Genomic DNA, 15,797 nt, shown 5'->3' with positions numbered 1-15,797 from the left:
CCTTTAAAAAGTGACAGCCACACGCCAGTTAAATGTCAGGTGGTCCGGGCCGAGCCAGTCCGGGTAACGCAGCGGTGTGCCGACAGAGACCTGGCTTGCGAACCAGCGCCCGGCGCTGCCCAGTCCTGCCGCGGCGCCCCAGAGCGTGCCGGCGGCATACCGGTCAAGCCGGTCTTTCTCCAGCCAGCCGCCATCCAGCGCCGCGGTGGCGCTTATCTGCCCGAGCACCGGCAGCGTGAACAGGGTGTAATTCACTTCGTTGCGCCAGTAACCGCCGTTGTCGCCGGAGATGTACTGCTCTTTGAAACCACGCACCGAGCTTTCACCGCCAAGCGTCAGGCGCTCGCTGCCGTAAAGCCGGTCCGGCGACCACTGCCCGTACAGGCTGGTCAGCCACAGCAGGTCGCTGGTGAGCGGGCGCTGAAAACTGGCGCTGAGGCTCCCCTTGCGGAACTGCGCGCGCGGCACATCGCCGGTTTTACCTTCATCAGTTTCGGCGTTAAACCACGGCATGCCGTGGCTGTAGGTCGGGTTGAAGGTCGCCACGCCGCCCAGCAGTTTCTGCGTGTGGCTGATGCCAAGCTGCAGGCTGGAAAGATTGCGCGTGCTGCTCACCAGCGGGGCGTCGTTAAGCCAGTTGCGCGATGCGCGCTGCGTGATGCCGGCGCTGAGTGCGGTTTTGATGTCGCCGTTGCGAAAAATAACGCGGGATAGGTTCAGGCGGTGGGTTTTCGTATCGCCGGTGGAAACCCACGGAAACCCCTGATTGAGGATAGTGGTACGGTAATTGCTCCAGGCGTAGCTGTAATCCAGCAGGCTGTAGCCGTAGGAAATACTGACCCCGGCCTGAAAACTCTGCGCGTCGTACCCGGTGGCGAAATCGCTGCTGCGTCCGCCGCTGACAAACCATTTATCCGCCAGCCCCAGTAAATTGTTGCCGGTCAGTGAACCGTTCAGCTGATTTTCACCGGTGCTTTTCTGCCCGCTGTTATCCAGCGACACGGAGGCACTTAACGGAAATTCCGGCGTGGCGGTTAAATTAACGGTGGAATAACCGGGTTCGCTGTCCGGCACGATTTCAATCTGCACCGGCTGACTGCGCAGGCGGTTAATCTGCTCCATGCCCTGCTCTATATCCCGCAGGTTGAGAACTTTCCCCTCCAGCCCCGGAAATACCATTTTCAGCATGCGCGGGGATTCACCTTCCAGGTGGATATGACGTAATTTCCCCTCCAGCACCACAATGCGTAATTCGCCGTGGGATAAATCCTGCTCGGTAAGAAACGCGCGGCTGGTAATATAGCCCCGGCTGATATACCAGTCGGAAATGGCGGCGGTGAGCCCGGTTATTTTCGCCATATTCAGGCACTGGTTCTGCCAGGGCGCGAGCAGCTTCTGCTGCGCTTTTTCACTGATGAGCGTCACGCCGGAAAGGGTGATGGTGTGAATATCAAAACAGGGGCCGCCGGCCTGCGTATCAGACGGGGCGCGGCCTGCGCGCGGCAGCGGTGTGGCACGTTCCAGCTCATCGCGCTGCTGCTGGTTCTGGCGCAGCAGCTGTTCCTGCTGCTGACGGACTGCATCACGATCCGCCGGTGATAATGGCGCAGCCTGTAGTGCTACCGCTGCAAATAATAAAGACCATGCCAGATAACGCACGCTGACCATCCATGAGAAAGAGAATATACGTCACCCCAAAAATTCAGTTTTGGTTAGGTATTATTAGAACAGGTATTTCCTGTATATTCCTATTAAAAAGCTGCAAAGACAATCACCGCGCAATAAAACGGACAGAATGAATAAATAATTTTATTTTAGTTGCGGATATATTCGGTGGGGTAACGATGCTTAAAGAGATTAATAATAAATATGACAGAAATGTTTCACGTTACGGCTGCCTTGCCACAGCCTGCAACGTTTTTTTTGCGTCGGGATGGGAACAGATTGCCGCAACCAAAGTGTTATAATGCCCCTCATTGTAATGGACCGATACAAACTGTCTTGTTACTTAAAGTCATAAAAGTAATTAACTGTCTGTATCTTCTTACCTAAAGGTATAAGGCAATAATTATATCATCAGGATTAACAAGGTGAACGATGGGCACACAACAAAAAGCGGCGAAGCATCTACGGCGCCGGTATTAGATGAAATTCAGGCGGTGTTCTTCAGAAGAGACGCTGGGAAAAATCTTTGAAAGGCTGCACGATACGCTAACCAGGAAATGATCTGGAGGCCATGATGAGTGCCTCTGATCACCGCCGCGCAGAACTGAAGCATAAATGTCCCTGGGATAAAATTGCCTCCAGTGCATGGAAAAATGTCTGAGCTGTCACCACTGCTTTTGAGATCAACGGGATGGCAAGCGCATAATTTTGAATCCGCCTTCTCACACAATCGAAACCGGTAACAGAGATAATACAGGAGGTAACAAACGTTATCCGGTTTGGACAACCCGGACGGAGCGGGTGCGGAAATGTTGTTTTTTATTAATGAGCGGAAGTTGCACCTATAATGTAGCCTATCCGACAATTAATCAAGACACCAAGAAATACCGAATATAGCATAGTAGTTATCACCTGAATTTATTTGCTATTCGTAGCCTTATTCATAAGGAATACATGTTATTTCTCTAAACCCTTTCAGCTGTTTTTTATTAAAAGAGCCATGTTATGGCTTCATTAATCTCATTATGATTTTTTGGTTGTGGAAATGTTAATGAACAGATTAAGATTAGGTAAAATTGTGCATAAACCTTAAAATTTACACATATTTACAATTCTTCAATTTTATTGTCGATTTCCTTGTGTGATAAACCAATAGCACTTTGTGCGAGACATACTAAACACATAGAGGGAATTTATGTTAAATATCAGAGAACTGAGTTTTGATGAAATTGCCATGGTAAGTGGCGGCAACGCTAATAGTAACTATGAGCGTGGAAGCTCCCGGGGAGGAAGTAGCAGTAGAGCAGGATCAAGCCATTCCTCCGGCAAAGATATTTATAGTGGAGTGGATTCTTGTGGTGCTGGAATATTCGGTGGTTTAGTTGCTGGAGCTCTTGGCGGGCCGACGGGAATGGCTTTAGGGATTGTCGGTGGGATGATTGCTGGACAATGTACCAAAGATAGTTTTAGCAGCAAAGGCGGCAATGATAATAACAATCATTCGAATAACTTCGCTGGCCAATGTCATTGGTGATGAATAATTAACATTGTACCATCCCACTAAGTTTATCTAATCTTTTTAACTTCCCATTATCAATGGCTTAGATAATGCTGTCCTGGTGGGATTTTTCTTAGAAGCTCATTTATAACTTAAAATGAAGATCATGAAGAAAATATGTTATTTTTTAACTTATTTCGGTTTATTCCTTATGGCTTTTACGTTATTAAAATACGCAAAAGTACTTGATATGGATGGGGTTTCACGGGGTGAGTTGATTGCTAAATTCACGATTATGATAATAGTATTGATAGCTGTAACCAGATGGGGTGTTCGCTTCTATATGCGACTCTCTGGATATAACCGAAATCTCCAATAACAATGGTAAATAATAATAAATTTTCTGGTGCATTTCGGAAATATAATTTCCAGAAAAGTCCAGAAAAACGATAACTAATATTAAGGATGCGAAATGTTCTCAAGGAGGAGTAACGGCGAGTGGGAGTATAGTCTCTTAAAAATTTTTTTTGAGCCCCATGTAGTCCTGTTGTTTGTTATTCTCAATGGTATGCATACGTTGTATTCAGGCCTGCAGGGTTTATCTGCGTTATACATCGTGCCCTTAATACTTTCATATACAAGGTTTAAGCCCGGAGGTTTAAAACCCTCTGTGCGACTGCATTCGCCAGTGAATGCTTTTGTCATTGTCCTTAACATCGTTATCTAAAAATAAAAATGACTTTATTCAGAAGGGAAGCGGTAGAGCACCAGAACGACACTGCTCTGGGGGAAATCATTATTCCTGCATCTTCCGGAACAACATTAAGTGCCCTGCTGACACTCTGTTTACTGGGGCTCATCATTATTTTCCTCAGTTGCAGTCTTTATACGCGTAAAGCCCACCTGTCTGGTATTGTCATGCCGTCCTTGGGACTTATAAAGGTTATACCCCAGTATTCGGGATATGTAACAAGCATGAAGATTTCTGAAGGTCAGCATGTGACCATCGGTAGTACGCTTTATCATATCAGCGGTGAACATTATGATGGGCAGGGAGCCGGCACGCTTGCTGCATTGCGTCTGTCTCTGAATACACAATATCAGATGCTTGAATCTCAGCAACTGCTAGAGACGCGCGATAATGCTCAGCAGCAGCAGGGTCTTCAGCAACGGCTCACCTCTCTCAAGCCACAGCTTCAGAGTGCGCAGCAGCGTCTGACTCAGGCAGAACATCAGGCACAACTTTCTGTCACGGTGATGAACCGTTATCGAGAGCTCATCCCCCGTCATTACGTTTCGGATATTGAGTACCAGCAGCGTCAAATGGCCGTTTCAGCCGCTAATGAAAATGTTGAAGAACAGCGCCTGGCACTGCTGCAGCTCCGTACGGCTAAAGAGGCGGCAGAAGATGAGCTTCAGCACCTTATCACGCTTGGGGAAAGCCGGAAGCAGGAACTCGACAGGCAGCTTCAGGGGATCAGACAGCAACAGCTGGAACTGGCGGGTCAGGAGAATTTTGTGCTAACGGCCCCGGTTTCCGGGACTGTTGCAGCCATTCTGGTAAAAGAAGGACAACCGGTCCGGGCATCTGAGCCGGTCATGACCATTGTTCCCGATAATGCCCGTCTGCAGGTCGAACTTTATGCAACCAGTCAGAATGCAGGATTCATTCAGCAGGGGCAACGCGTAGCGTTGCGCTTCAGCGCGTTCCCTTATCAGAAATTTGGCGTACAGTACGGCACCATCCGGGAAATCAGCCATACCACCCTGACTCCTTCAGACCTGCTTTCCGTCTCTCCGGTAACCTGGAAAGAAAATGAAGGGCATTACCGTGTGATTGTTGAGCCGGAGCAGACTTTCATTCAAGCCTATGGTAGGCAGGAGCCTCTTCGCCCAGGTATGACTCTTGAAGGAGATGTAAGCCTTGATACCCGTTATCTGTGGGAGTGGCTCACGGAACCACTCTGGAGTGTAAAAGGAAAACTGTGATGGAATCGCTGAACTGGAACGGCAGGAAACGTCTGCCTGTGATACGCCAGGCCGAGTCTGCAGAATGTGGTCTGGCCTGCCTGGCAATGATTGCCAGCTGGCATGGACATAACACAGATTTACCGACACTGAGGGAACGATTTACGGTCAGCACGCAGGGAATGACTCTGCAGAGACTGACGGAATGCGCTTCTGGTCTCCGTTTATCCTCCCGGGCAGTCAGGCTCGAGCTGTCAGATCTAAAATCACTTGCCCTGCCCTGCATTCTTCACTGGAATATGAACCATTTTGTGGTGCTTCATAAAATCCACAGAAATCAACTCACCCTTCACGATCCTGAAAGAGGAAAGGTCACCATATCGCTGCAGGATGCGGGGAAACACTTCACCGGTGTGGCACTGGAATTAACTCCCACCGTTGATTTTACGCCAAGGGATGAACGGCAAAAAATTCATCTGCGCCAGCTGACAGGTAAAACCCCCGGTTTGATACCTGCAATGTTGCGCATTTTTATTTTCGCGCTGGCACTGGAAATTCTGGCGTTAGGCTCACCTCTTCTTAATCAATTGGTGATCGATGAGGTACTGGTTACCTCCGACAGGAACCTCCTGACGCTTGTTGTCTCCGCATTATTATTGTTGACCATGACGCAGGTACTGCTCTCTCTGGCCAGACAGTGGGCTACTATCACTCTGTCGGTAAACTTCAATATGCAGTGGACTGCCAGGGTCTTTCACCATCTGGTACGGCTTCCTCTGGCCTGGTTTGACGCACGCAGCCGGGGTAGTATAAGTGCTCGTTTCAGTGCGGTGGACAGCATCCAACACGCCCTGACCACCCAGGTACTGGAGGGGGTCATGGATGTATTACTGGTGATCACTTCGCTTACGATGATGATGTTGTATAGTCCGGAGATGACACTGATTGCGGTTCTGGCAGCCATTACCTACGGACTACTGAGAGCCCTATGGTACCCGTCACTGAAGCAGTCGGCTGAGGATGCGTGGGATGCCGAAGCACGTGAATCCGGACATTTTCTCGAAACTCTGGGTGGTATTCTGAGCCTCAGGATCAACGGCGTCATGTCACATCGGGAGGCAGCCTGGCTAAACCTCAATGTTGTTCGCAGAAATACCCAGTTACGTCAGAGTCGCCTGATGATGTGGTATAACGTTGTGCACACCCTGACGGGGAGTGTAGTTACCTCGATTATTCTCTGGAAAGGCGCGGGGGCAGTACTGGACGGTACCTTTACCGTGGGGATGCTAGTCGCTTATCTGGCCTATCAGGGACGCTTCTCTGGTAGCATCAGCAACCTGACGGATACGTATTTTTCATGGCGTATGCTGGATATATATAACACTCGTCTGGCAGATATTGTGCTGAGTCGAACAGAAGAACAACTTTATCACCCCCTTCCGACCGATGAGATCCACCGGGACTATTCTCCCGTTACCCGGGAACTCTCTCCTGGAGAGATCGAATCACCTCTGACTCTCGAGAATATTTCTTTTTTATATAAAGGTTCATGTGAGAAAGTCCTTAGCGACATATCCCTTACAGTCAATCCCGGCGAAATAGTGGCCATCACAGGAAAATCCGGTTGTGGGAAATCGACACTGGTAAAACTAATTTTGGGGATCCACACCCCTGCAAATGGGGTGATCCGTACTTTTGGGGTACCTCATACCCACCCCAACTATTTTCAGATCCGTCAGCGAATCGGCACCGTTCTCCAGGAGGATCAACTCTTCAGGGGGTCAATTGCCGATAATATCATTTTCTTCAATGAAGTACGGGATCAGGAACAGATGGCCTGGTGCGCAAAAATGGCACTTATTTTTGATGACATAATGGCGATGCCGATGGGGTTCCAGACCTTAATTGGAGAAACAGGGGGTACCCTTTCTGGTGGTCAGAAACAAAGGATCTTACTGGCACGTGCGTTGTACAAAAAACCAGGTTTTTTACTCCTTGATGAAGCTACCAGCCACCTGGATGTAGAAAGTGAAATTATTATAGGCCAGACACTCCGGGCCTTAGGTATCACCGTTCTTCTGATCGCCCACCGTCAGGAAACGCTGGCCTCGGCCGATCGCATTCTGTTTATGAGTGAGGGGAAAATCAGCCAGCTTACGCGGGAAGTTGGCCGTAATGTGCTATCACCTTCACTGCTGAAAAATACCCCACCTTATTCGTGATAATATGATCAGAAATGTGGGGATATTTGTAGGGAGAAACGTCTGTCTGATGCACATAGCATTGGCATCTCAAGGGGGAGAACGCAAGGGCTTGTGATAACCCTGCCGAGAAACCAAGTTTCCTAGCTCTATTCTGGTAATAGCCATTATCACCTCGTTCAAAAGAAGAGGAAAAATGCTGCTTATTTCTCCATGAGGAAACTTGGATGTTACTGATATTTTATTACCACTTTTTGTAGCTAAAACATTTTCCTGAAATGAAAATTTGCTTAATTTATGGATCTGGCACCAACCATCATTTCGCTTGGTTTTTATTATGTCTTTCTCAAGCTAATTTGAGTTCTATTGAATCTTCCCCCGCCAACTGAACAGAACTTGAGAGTGAAATCTCCTGAATACAAACATTACCTATATAATTCCTGCGCATTTAAAAAAATGACAAACGCATTCATTCCAGAGTGCAGCAGCATAGGATACGAAAGGCTTTTTGTTTCAACCCGAAGATAAATAAGACTCAGTGACAAGCTAAACAGAACTAGTTGATCTGGAAGAGAGTAGTATTGAGTGTGCATCATGCAAAACAACACAGAAGTAATTAAAGCAGGAGGTAGAATTTTATATTTGCAAACAGAAGAGATAAATCCAAAAAAACAACCTCTATAAAAAATCTCTTCAAAAAATGGTACAAAAATCACAAGCGCAATAACATACATGAACTCAGGTTTAGATGCCTTGTAATGATAAATATCCTTTTTGTACATAAAAACAAATATATGCATTAAAAGCAACAAAAAGAACAAAAGTAGCGATTTTGTTACAAAGCCAGACTTTGTTTCTGTTTTTATTTTATATTGCGGATAATGCCGTAAAAGGAGAAAATAGAAACCAAGCGCCGTAATAAATTCTACTATTAGCATCATATATAAGGATGCTTCCAGGGTCGTAAATTTTATTGTCAAATACGGCAGGGCAGTTATAGCTATTGAAACCAAGAAGGCGAATAGTAAGGTTGTAGCCGTTTTTTTGTCGTGAGAAAAAAAGGAAATATGTTTTTCGTTCATATGCTTAACATCCCTGATTGATTAAAGAACATCTAGCGTCCAAAATTCGTCTATAATAAACTTATTGATCCGACCTGTTGTTTATCATTTTACTGTTAGTGAAAATATATCTGAAAGCTAATGAGACATTTTTAACCAAAACATAAGTTCCGACTGGAATAACTACCCAAAGAGTCATAAGCGATAAAACTTTTGGTATACTGTAAAACCAATATACCACCATTCCTAAATTTAAGTACAATGTAGGGACTATCAGAAAGGAAACTAATAAATAAAAGTAATGCCATTTTTTTTCTGCACTCATCATATCCTCCTTTATGTAACATATCAGAACCAGCAACCTGGTTCTGATATTATCCAAAGTGGTCAGGTTACCTGTTACAGGTTCCACCGAAGCCGCCATCGCTGCAATTGCTACCGCCTCGATTGCTGGAGTTGCCGTTATCTGAACCTTTGAAACACCCGCCGGCAATAGCCCCTCCAATCAGGTTTCCTGCAAAGCCCAGCGCGTTACCGCTAGAAAGACCTCCAATAAGACCACCTGCTACACCATTTGAACAATCACCTTGTCCCAGGCCCTGATTTTTAGCGGCCGTGTTACCCAGTCGCCCGTTAGCCTGCGCACCATAGCCAATTCCTCCAGAATAGCCATTATTCGAAGAGCGATCGAAATTGTGTTCATGGTCTCCTGAATTACCACCACCACTCACCTGAGCAATTTCATCTGAATTTAACGCCCTGATATTTGACATAAAATCCCTCTTAATTTGATTTTGCAGAATGTGCTGTTTGACTATTGCATGTGTAAAAAGGGGGTGAAAAGTGAATGATTGTAAACATGTGTAAATTTATGATAAGCATCAACTTACGTCTTTTGAAGAAACAAATATCCTAACAATAGATGTTTTCAGTTCTCATAATGATCATTCAGATTAGCTTCTCATTCAGTGGTGAACTACTTAAAGTGTGGTTGGCAAACAGGTGTGAATCCAGCCAGACCGGCATCATGCCGGTCTGGCTGGATGTGATTATAAGTGCGACAGTAAGTACCTATAATCAATCCGGACGGACAGGACGCGTCAGCGTTGTGCTTTATCGATGGCCGCGAGCTGCTGCACCGGCATCACAATGAGACCGGGTGTCCCGGTCAGTCACAGAGTCTTTGCCAGTGCATCATTTTTCCCCAGCACTGCCGTGTAATCTATGGGTTGGCGCTCCGTTGCGCCGACTGCTCTCGCTTCCGCTTCGATATCAGCCGTGGTTAGCGCCCCTTCGTTATGCCCTTTTTATGGAAATGCCTTCTTATTTGTAGGAAGAATAACAACCCAGTTCCAGCGCCAATCCAGACTCCGACGATGGCACCTATGCATCCATATTTTATATATATTGCTAATGGAATAGGGTTTTTCGTGAGCAACCAGATAGTTAAAGCTATTCCAGTTGAGCAAGTGACAGCAAAAATAAGCATCACCTTATTAAGTTCTAATAAAGGATACTTCATTTATTACCCCCATTGTTTTTTTGCTGACCTACGCTACTCCCACCTTCCGATATAAACGAACCAACGGCCCCGCCAGCACTTCCCGGAACGAGCTCATTTCTCCCCCTTTTATTAAATATCCAGGACCAAAAGATGTTTCTGAGTATTTTAAAGCATTTTTGCTGGCATCCAGTCCAGGCTGGTTTAAGATGTACTGCGATTCAAACCTATTTGTAATTGAAATACTAACATTATAACCAAGGCCGGTACCAGCAATGTCTCCTAATAATGATGAGGTGTTATCTTGTTTTTGAGCGCCTAACAACTGGTTCAAATAATATCATTTCCCTGCTGTACGTGCCCCGGTCAGGCCTGATAAACCAAAACTTAGGTAATCAAATTTTCCACGTGTATTTCCTCTGGCAATGATTGAGCGTCTGGAGAAAATCCTTAAAGGGGAGCTACAAATAACGGATACGGATAAACGGTTTTATACTCATGAAATCAGGGAGCTAGAAAGATACCGGAATCTGGGTATAAAAGATGATGAACGACCGAAGAATAGAGCTGAAGTCTGGAATAACACCCATACTGCAACGTTGGAAGATTATAAAATAAACGAAAAAACATATCCTTTGTATACACCAGAGGCTGAGGAAGCGTATCGTAAAGCGGAGGAGGGAAAATAATGTTAGATCTTGAAAATATTTATAAAAATGAGAGTGTGGAAGATATTCTCTTGCATTTCGCGCCGCGCACTCCTTATCCAGTCATTGATCGCATGTTTGTTCGTTACAAATTTGAAGTAATTTCAGAAGGTAAGTTGTTACAAACGTTTCAACGATTGATCTGGGAAGGTAAATTGGTAGAAAACGAAAATCCTCTTCCGGAAAAAGGCCCCAACTGGAAAGAACCTGATTTTGTGACACAAAAAAGATACGGCATTGAATGATCCACCTGACAAGCCCCTGAACAGGGGCTTGCCACAAGTTACATTAGCCATCACACGTGCAGTAAACTTCGGCAGTTAGCATGACAGCAATTTTAGCCCCACCAACGGCATGTCTGTATCCCGCTGCGGAGCCGCCTTGTTCCCGTTCTTTATTATGAGTGCCAGCAGATCGGAAGTGTCTGGATTATCAGTGTCCAGTACGATTGAGATGGTCATTTACTGCCCCAGTAAGCGTATGATGTAAAAGCCAAACACCGGCATACACCTGAGTACCTGGCCATGAAAATTTTACTCAAATCTCTGTTGATCGCTGCTGCCTTTTCCTCGGTCTCTGCTCATGCAGGCACCACAATCTACCATGATGGCGATACAACCTATGTGGATAGCGATGAGGGTAGAACCACTTATCAGAATTCAGGCGGCACTGTATTCGGTAGTGATGGCAGCATCACCTACCAGAGCGGAGATCGAACTTTTTCGCAGGATAAAGACGGGCATACCACATCATATTACGAAAGCAGTGGCATAGTTTTCGGTAGCGATGGCAGTAGAAAGCAAACCATTGGCAATTATACTTACATCACAGACGCAAGCGGCAAAAAACAGATTTGTTATGACGAGGGTTCCAGGACGATCTGTATGTGAACATTCCCGGTGGCTGAATTGATTTCATCTTCCCCTGATTCTGTGCAATGACGTCAATACTGACACAGACCGGTACGATGCCGGTCTGCTGCACACAATCGTTTGCTACATCATCTCGATATACAGGAACCCGGTAAAGACTGGTTTTTTGCTGCTTCAACTGGCTGGACAAGCCTGTGACGGATCGGGCACGTCGGTACTGTGCTTTGTATGGCCACAAGCAGCTGCTGTGACGAAGCCAGCCCAACCAATACTGTGATTATTATTTTCATTTCTGTAGTTTCATAAAAAACAGAGATCTACAATGTGACTTTTCGTATGTTCTTTTTCCGCACTTTTGGTGCTAACAAGGGTATCAAGTGAATACGATGAGCGTACTGGCTCCTCCGGGGGCGGGTGTACTGGCATGGGCAATTGCAGGATGTACCAATTTGACGAATGCAACAGAATAGGAATTGAAGCAAATAAATTTAATCATAATGTTCGCAGTATTGTTGTTACTGTTTGCTCAGGGAAAGGTGTTGATGCCGCAACCCGCTCCGTAAGTTTAGCTTCGGCTGCATTTGATGCAACGCAAAAATCGCCGGGGAATTTTAAGGTTTCAATGGATATCATCACCAAGCTAATGTCAGGTAAATATAAAAATGATGAGGTTAAAGTTGGAGATGCGGTTCTTTCTGTCGTTCATCAGAATGGCGGCAGTGTCATATTTATTGAATCGAAATAGATCATACCTCCGCATTCTGTGTCAATAAGAATGATGTAAGTATCAGTAAATGCTCTATTTTCTGAGAAAAGTAATGATGCACGCTAAGCTGGTATGCCGTGAGAGAAACGCTGCGACTGTTAACTGGTTAAGTCACAAGGCGTCCTGAATTGGGGCATGTCATAAAAGCTTTTCCGGGAGAAGATAAAGCAGTTATTTTTATCAACAATCTGGGTAAAGAGATCATGTCAATAAAAACAGGCATTATAAATTTCAAGTCCAATGTGGCTAGTGTCAACTTTGTAACTCAAGCCGAATCTGATTCGGTCCTGGTATTTGAAGCAACGCCTTCCAGTGAAGGGAAAGTATGTTTTTTGAAAGAGGGCGAAACCTATCCTGCGTTAACACCATGGATAATAAGGCTGTTGAAGGGGGAAGATAATCAGAAAAACACAGGTACGTTATATTTCCTTGATTCATATTCTGCCCAGGCGGATATTTATATTAGCAGTGATAAATTTTATTCACTTCTAGTGGCAATCAGCGCTGGTAATTTACCCGATTCCTTATCTTTGAGCGTCGGTGGGGTCTCCTACAGTAATTCTGGGCTAATCTGGGATGTAGAGGTAGATCAATTACAAGTGCTCGATGTCACGATAAGGATAAAAATCTTTAGCAAAATGAAACAAGCATAATCCCCAAAACAAAGAAGTATGCAGATGAGCCTCTCGTACACAGGGATGCTGTTGACAGCTGGGTTGGCAGACAGATGGGGGTTAATGGGTGCCGGTCTGGCTGGATATGTGAAAATCTGTCATCCGGGTATCAGTGCTGTAGCCGCGAGCAACTGAACCCGGCCACACCCGGCACATTTATTCTTCTTAACCATCCATTTTAACGAGGCTTCTACGCGCAAAATATCCATACGTTCTCCTTCGCTATTCGCCGGTTACATAGCGTGATTCGCGTATCTGGGAGCGAAATTATCAGCACCGAAGTGCTGCCCCCCCTGATTGCACAAATTAAAGCAGATTATCCTCAACTTACCATTGAGCTGGTGCTGTCTAACCGAATACAGGATTTATTGAACCGGGAAGCGGATATTGCGGTACGCATGAGCACACCGGTGCAGGAACAACTGATTGCGCGTCGGTTGGGCAGTATTGAAATTGGTCTGCATGCCTCGCCGTCCTATCTGGCACGCCACGCCGCACCGGAAAGTATTGACGAGCTGTTCACCCATACGCTTGTGGGCTTTGATAAAACGACGCCCTTTATTTTACAGGCACTGAAACACTTTCCTCAGTTAAATCGTGAACGCTTTACCGTCCGCACTGACAGTGATGTCGCGCAACTGAACCTTATCCGCGCAGGCGCGGGCATAGGGATGTGTCAGGTTCAACTGGCCGGTTTCCCTGTTCCGTTAGAGAGATTGATGCCTGATTTCTTTGCATTTCATCTCGACACCTGGCTGGTGATGCATGAGGACTTACGCCACAGTGAGGCCTGTAAAACGGTGTTCGATATTCTCGCAGCAGGCTTACAGACTTATATCAATAAGGCGCAGCCGTGACCGAACAATGATCCAATTAGGGGTCAGTTTGGATATCGAAAATTATTGTACGTTAAGGTGATTTTTTATACACCTTGTCTGCGGTAAGGGGACTTGACCACGTTGACTGGCAGCTATGAGCGAACAGCGGAAGTTCGCATTTGTCATAACAGCCGGGATCCATGACTAAAATTGGCATCTGATAATCAACCGGAAGCAGGTCAGAGCACGCCGCGCATACCTGAAAATGAAAGGCAAAATTGACCTAGTGTCATCAGCCGTACCTGGACTTCCGGGGAGCCGGCCCAACGTGACATCGTTTGGCCGTTAATCATTGTCAGCCCTGTCTACTGCTAAAACCGACAGGGCAATCCTGCAAAGCAATACGAGGGCAGCGATCAGGCATCCAGACTCTCCCGTAAGGACTGAATAAACAGCTCCATTGCTGGCGTAATGACCTTACCTGAGTGATGAGCACACACTGCAGAAAGGGTTTCAGGGCGTGGTGACAGAGGAAGTTCTTGCAACAGTCCGGCACGCAGCTCTTTCTCCACCGTGAATCGCGGTAAGTACGTCACGCCTGTATTAGCCATCACGCACTGCTTAATGCTTTCAATGCTGATGAGTTCAATGGTGGAGTCAATCGTTATTTTTCTTTGTCTGAGGACAGATTCAAACATCAGACGGAATACACATTGTTTTTCATTAATAATGAAACTAACGGGGATATGCTGATTTCCCCGAATGAAATCAACCAGTGCTAATTCGGGAGAGGCAACGAGCACGAGAGGATGTTCGCCATAGTTTTCCATAATGAGAGAAGCATCATTGCCCACACGATAGAAAATCCCCAAATCAATTTCATTGGCCAGCAAGCTGTCACGGATTGTATAACAGTTCTGGGATTGCAGAGACAGCAACACATTCGGCGCTCTTTTCTTAAAACTCTTCAGCACCTGCGGGATCTTGTAGGAGAGCAGCGTCTCGCCCACGGCAAGGCGCAATTCACCTTCCGGTTCATCGTTTCGCTGGACAGCCTGCTTAATGCTATTTATAACGACCATCATTTCATGAATATGGGGCATCATATTCCTGGCGGCATCCGTTGGCACCATGCGGCGACCAATTTTTTCAAACAGCTGAACGCCGTATTCGGCCTCAAGTTGTCTGATCTGAAATGTAACCGTTGACTGCGTACAGCAAAGTTTACTGGCTGCTTTGGCAAACGATCCTTCTTCCAGAATGGTCCTGAGGGTTAACAAACGACGTAAGTCCAAGATTGTCTCCTGTGAAGTATTCATAATGTTGAATCATGAATGCGAAAACATTCAATATTTTTTCTTATTGGCATCCTCTAAATTAAAAAAAAAGAGGAGTTATTATGTCACTTTCAATTGCTGGCGCTTTTCTGGCTTATACTTTCATCACTGCACTTACCCCAGGTCCTAATAACATTCTGGCTCTGAGCTGCGTGCATACTCACGGGTTTCATAAAAGCCTACGTCCACTGGCTGGCATGGGGGCTGGATTTCTCATTATTATGCTCCTGTGCGCCTTATTTACCGTGGCGATAACCCGGATACTGCCTTCCGTAACCCACTGGCTGACCTGGTTAGGCGTGATTTATATTCTCTGGCTGGCACTGAAAATAGCCCGAAGCCAGCCTGCAAATAACACCCGTTCTGACGTCCCACTGAGCTTCAGAACCAGTTTTTTACTGCAGTTTGCGAATGTAAAAATCATCCTTTATGGAGTAACGGCGCTCTCTACTTTCGTCATTCCCTATACCAGCAGTCAGGTCTGGATTATTCTGATCAGCGTTCTGCTGGCTTTGATCGGTGTTTTTGGCAACCTCTGCTGGGCGGCAGCAGGACACCTTTTTCAGGCGCTTCTTCGCCAGCACGGTCGCCTGGTCAATAGGATCCTTGCAGGGGCACTGGTACTGGTCGCAGTGGATATGTTGTTGTGAAACACATACAGTTCGCTTGATCCTATTCCCGTCATTTCAGTCGGATAAACTGACAACAGTTCTGATGTCAGTTTATCCC

14 protein-coding genes and 2 pseudogenes are annotated in these 15,797 nt (G+C 46.1%); 11 read left to right on the top strand and 5 right to left on the bottom strand.

Annotated features, from left to right (window positions below):
- Positions 1-3: 3 nt before the first annotated feature.
- The gene (locus tag M8Q36_RS24920) at positions 4-1,668 is read right to left on the bottom strand and encodes a ShlB/FhaC/HecB family hemolysin secretion/activation protein (RefSeq protein ID WP_249882929.1); all 1,665 of its coding nucleotides are present in this window, start codon (positions 1,666-1,668) and stop codon (positions 4-6) included.
- Positions 1,669-2,227: 559 nt separating this feature from the next.
- On the opposite strand from M8Q36_RS24920, the gene M8Q36_RS25530 reads away from it, so the two are divergent.
- From M8Q36_RS25530 to M8Q36_RS24905, 4 genes are all read left to right on the top strand, one after another.
- On the top strand, positions 2,228-2,326 hold the full coding sequence (locus M8Q36_RS25530) for an HHA domain-containing protein (protein ID WP_502825503.1): 99 nt from the start codon (positions 2,228-2,230) through the stop codon (positions 2,324-2,326).
- A 534-nt stretch (positions 2,327-2,860) separates the two neighbouring features.
- Positions 2,861-3,199 (top strand): hypothetical protein, encoded by a 339-nt coding sequence (locus tag M8Q36_RS24915; protein WP_249882928.1) that lies wholly within the window; start codon positions 2,861-2,863, stop codon positions 3,197-3,199.
- A 699-nt stretch (positions 3,200-3,898) separates the two neighbouring features.
- Positions 3,899-5,152: an HlyD family secretion protein gene (locus M8Q36_RS24910; RefSeq protein WP_249882927.1), complete on the top strand. Its 1,254-nt coding sequence runs from the start codon at positions 3,899-3,901 to the stop codon at positions 5,150-5,152.
- Entirely contained in the window at positions 5,152-7,353 is a 2,202-nt protein-coding gene (locus M8Q36_RS24905; protein WP_249882926.1) for a peptidase domain-containing ABC transporter, read from the top strand. The genes M8Q36_RS24910 and M8Q36_RS24905 overlap by 1 nt, the downstream gene beginning before the upstream one ends.
- A 404-nt stretch (positions 7,354-7,757) precedes the next feature.
- Here the strand turns inward: M8Q36_RS24905 and M8Q36_RS24900 are convergent, their stop codons facing one another.
- From M8Q36_RS24900 to M8Q36_RS24890, 3 genes are all read right to left on the bottom strand, one after another.
- Positions 7,758-8,414: a CPBP family intramembrane glutamic endopeptidase gene (locus M8Q36_RS24900; protein ID WP_249882925.1), complete on the bottom strand. Its 657-nt coding sequence runs from the start codon at positions 8,412-8,414 to the stop codon at positions 7,758-7,760.
- 371 nt (positions 8,415-8,785) lie between these two features.
- Complete coding sequence (locus tag M8Q36_RS24895) at positions 8,786-9,166, bottom strand: hypothetical protein (protein WP_249882924.1); 381 nt, start codon at positions 9,164-9,166, stop codon at positions 8,786-8,788.
- A gap of 777 nt (positions 9,167-9,943) precedes the next feature.
- Complete coding sequence (locus M8Q36_RS24890) at positions 9,944-10,228, bottom strand: hypothetical protein (RefSeq protein WP_249882923.1); 285 nt, start codon at positions 10,226-10,228, stop codon at positions 9,944-9,946.
- A 91-nt stretch (positions 10,229-10,319) separates the two neighbouring features.
- Here M8Q36_RS24890 and M8Q36_RS24885 point away from each other — a divergent pair.
- From M8Q36_RS24885 to M8Q36_RS24860, 6 genes and pseudogenes are all read left to right on the top strand, one after another.
- Positions 10,320-10,583: pseudogene (locus tag M8Q36_RS24885) on the top strand (S-type pyocin domain-containing protein); the annotation flags it as partial.
- Entirely contained in the window at positions 10,583-10,846 is a 264-nt protein-coding gene (locus tag M8Q36_RS24880; RefSeq protein WP_249882922.1) for an immunity protein, read from the top strand. The pseudogene M8Q36_RS24885 and the gene M8Q36_RS24880, both read left to right, overlap by 1 nt.
- A gap of 279 nt (positions 10,847-11,125) precedes the next feature.
- Positions 11,126-11,491, top strand: coding sequence for a hypothetical protein (locus M8Q36_RS24875; protein ID WP_249882921.1), 366 nt, complete (start codon positions 11,126-11,128; stop codon positions 11,489-11,491).
- Positions 11,492-11,912: 421 nt separating this feature from the next.
- Entirely contained in the window at positions 11,913-12,218 is a 306-nt protein-coding gene (locus M8Q36_RS24870; protein WP_249882920.1) for a hypothetical protein, read from the top strand.
- Between the two features lie 149 nt (positions 12,219-12,367).
- On the top strand, positions 12,368-12,892 hold the full coding sequence (locus tag M8Q36_RS24865; RefSeq protein ID WP_249882919.1) for a hypothetical protein: 525 nt from the start codon (positions 12,368-12,370) through the stop codon (positions 12,890-12,892).
- Positions 12,893-13,146: 254 nt separating this feature from the next.
- A pseudogene (locus M8Q36_RS24860) lies at positions 13,147-13,770 on the top strand (LysR substrate-binding domain-containing protein); the annotation flags it as partial.
- Between the two features lie 377 nt (positions 13,771-14,147).
- Here M8Q36_RS24860 and M8Q36_RS24855 read toward each other — a convergent pair.
- Positions 14,148-15,026 carry a LysR family transcriptional regulator gene (locus M8Q36_RS24855; RefSeq protein WP_249882918.1) on the bottom strand — a complete coding sequence of 293 codons (879 nt, stop codon included), beginning with the start codon at positions 15,024-15,026 and terminating at the stop codon, positions 14,148-14,150.
- A 104-nt stretch (positions 15,027-15,130) separates the two neighbouring features.
- On the opposite strand from M8Q36_RS24855, the gene eamB reads away from it, so the two are divergent.
- Complete coding sequence (eamB, locus tag M8Q36_RS24850) at positions 15,131-15,718, top strand: cysteine/O-acetylserine transporter (protein WP_249882917.1); 588 nt, start codon at positions 15,131-15,133, stop codon at positions 15,716-15,718.
- Positions 15,719-15,797 lie beyond the last annotated feature (79 nt).

Source organism: Kosakonia sp. R1.Fl, assembly GCF_023516815.1.
Lineage (GTDB): Bacteria > Pseudomonadota > Gammaproteobacteria > Enterobacterales > Enterobacteriaceae > Kosakonia.
Note: the sequence above shows the minus strand (reverse complement) of the source record. Positions and strands in the feature narration are given on the sequence as shown.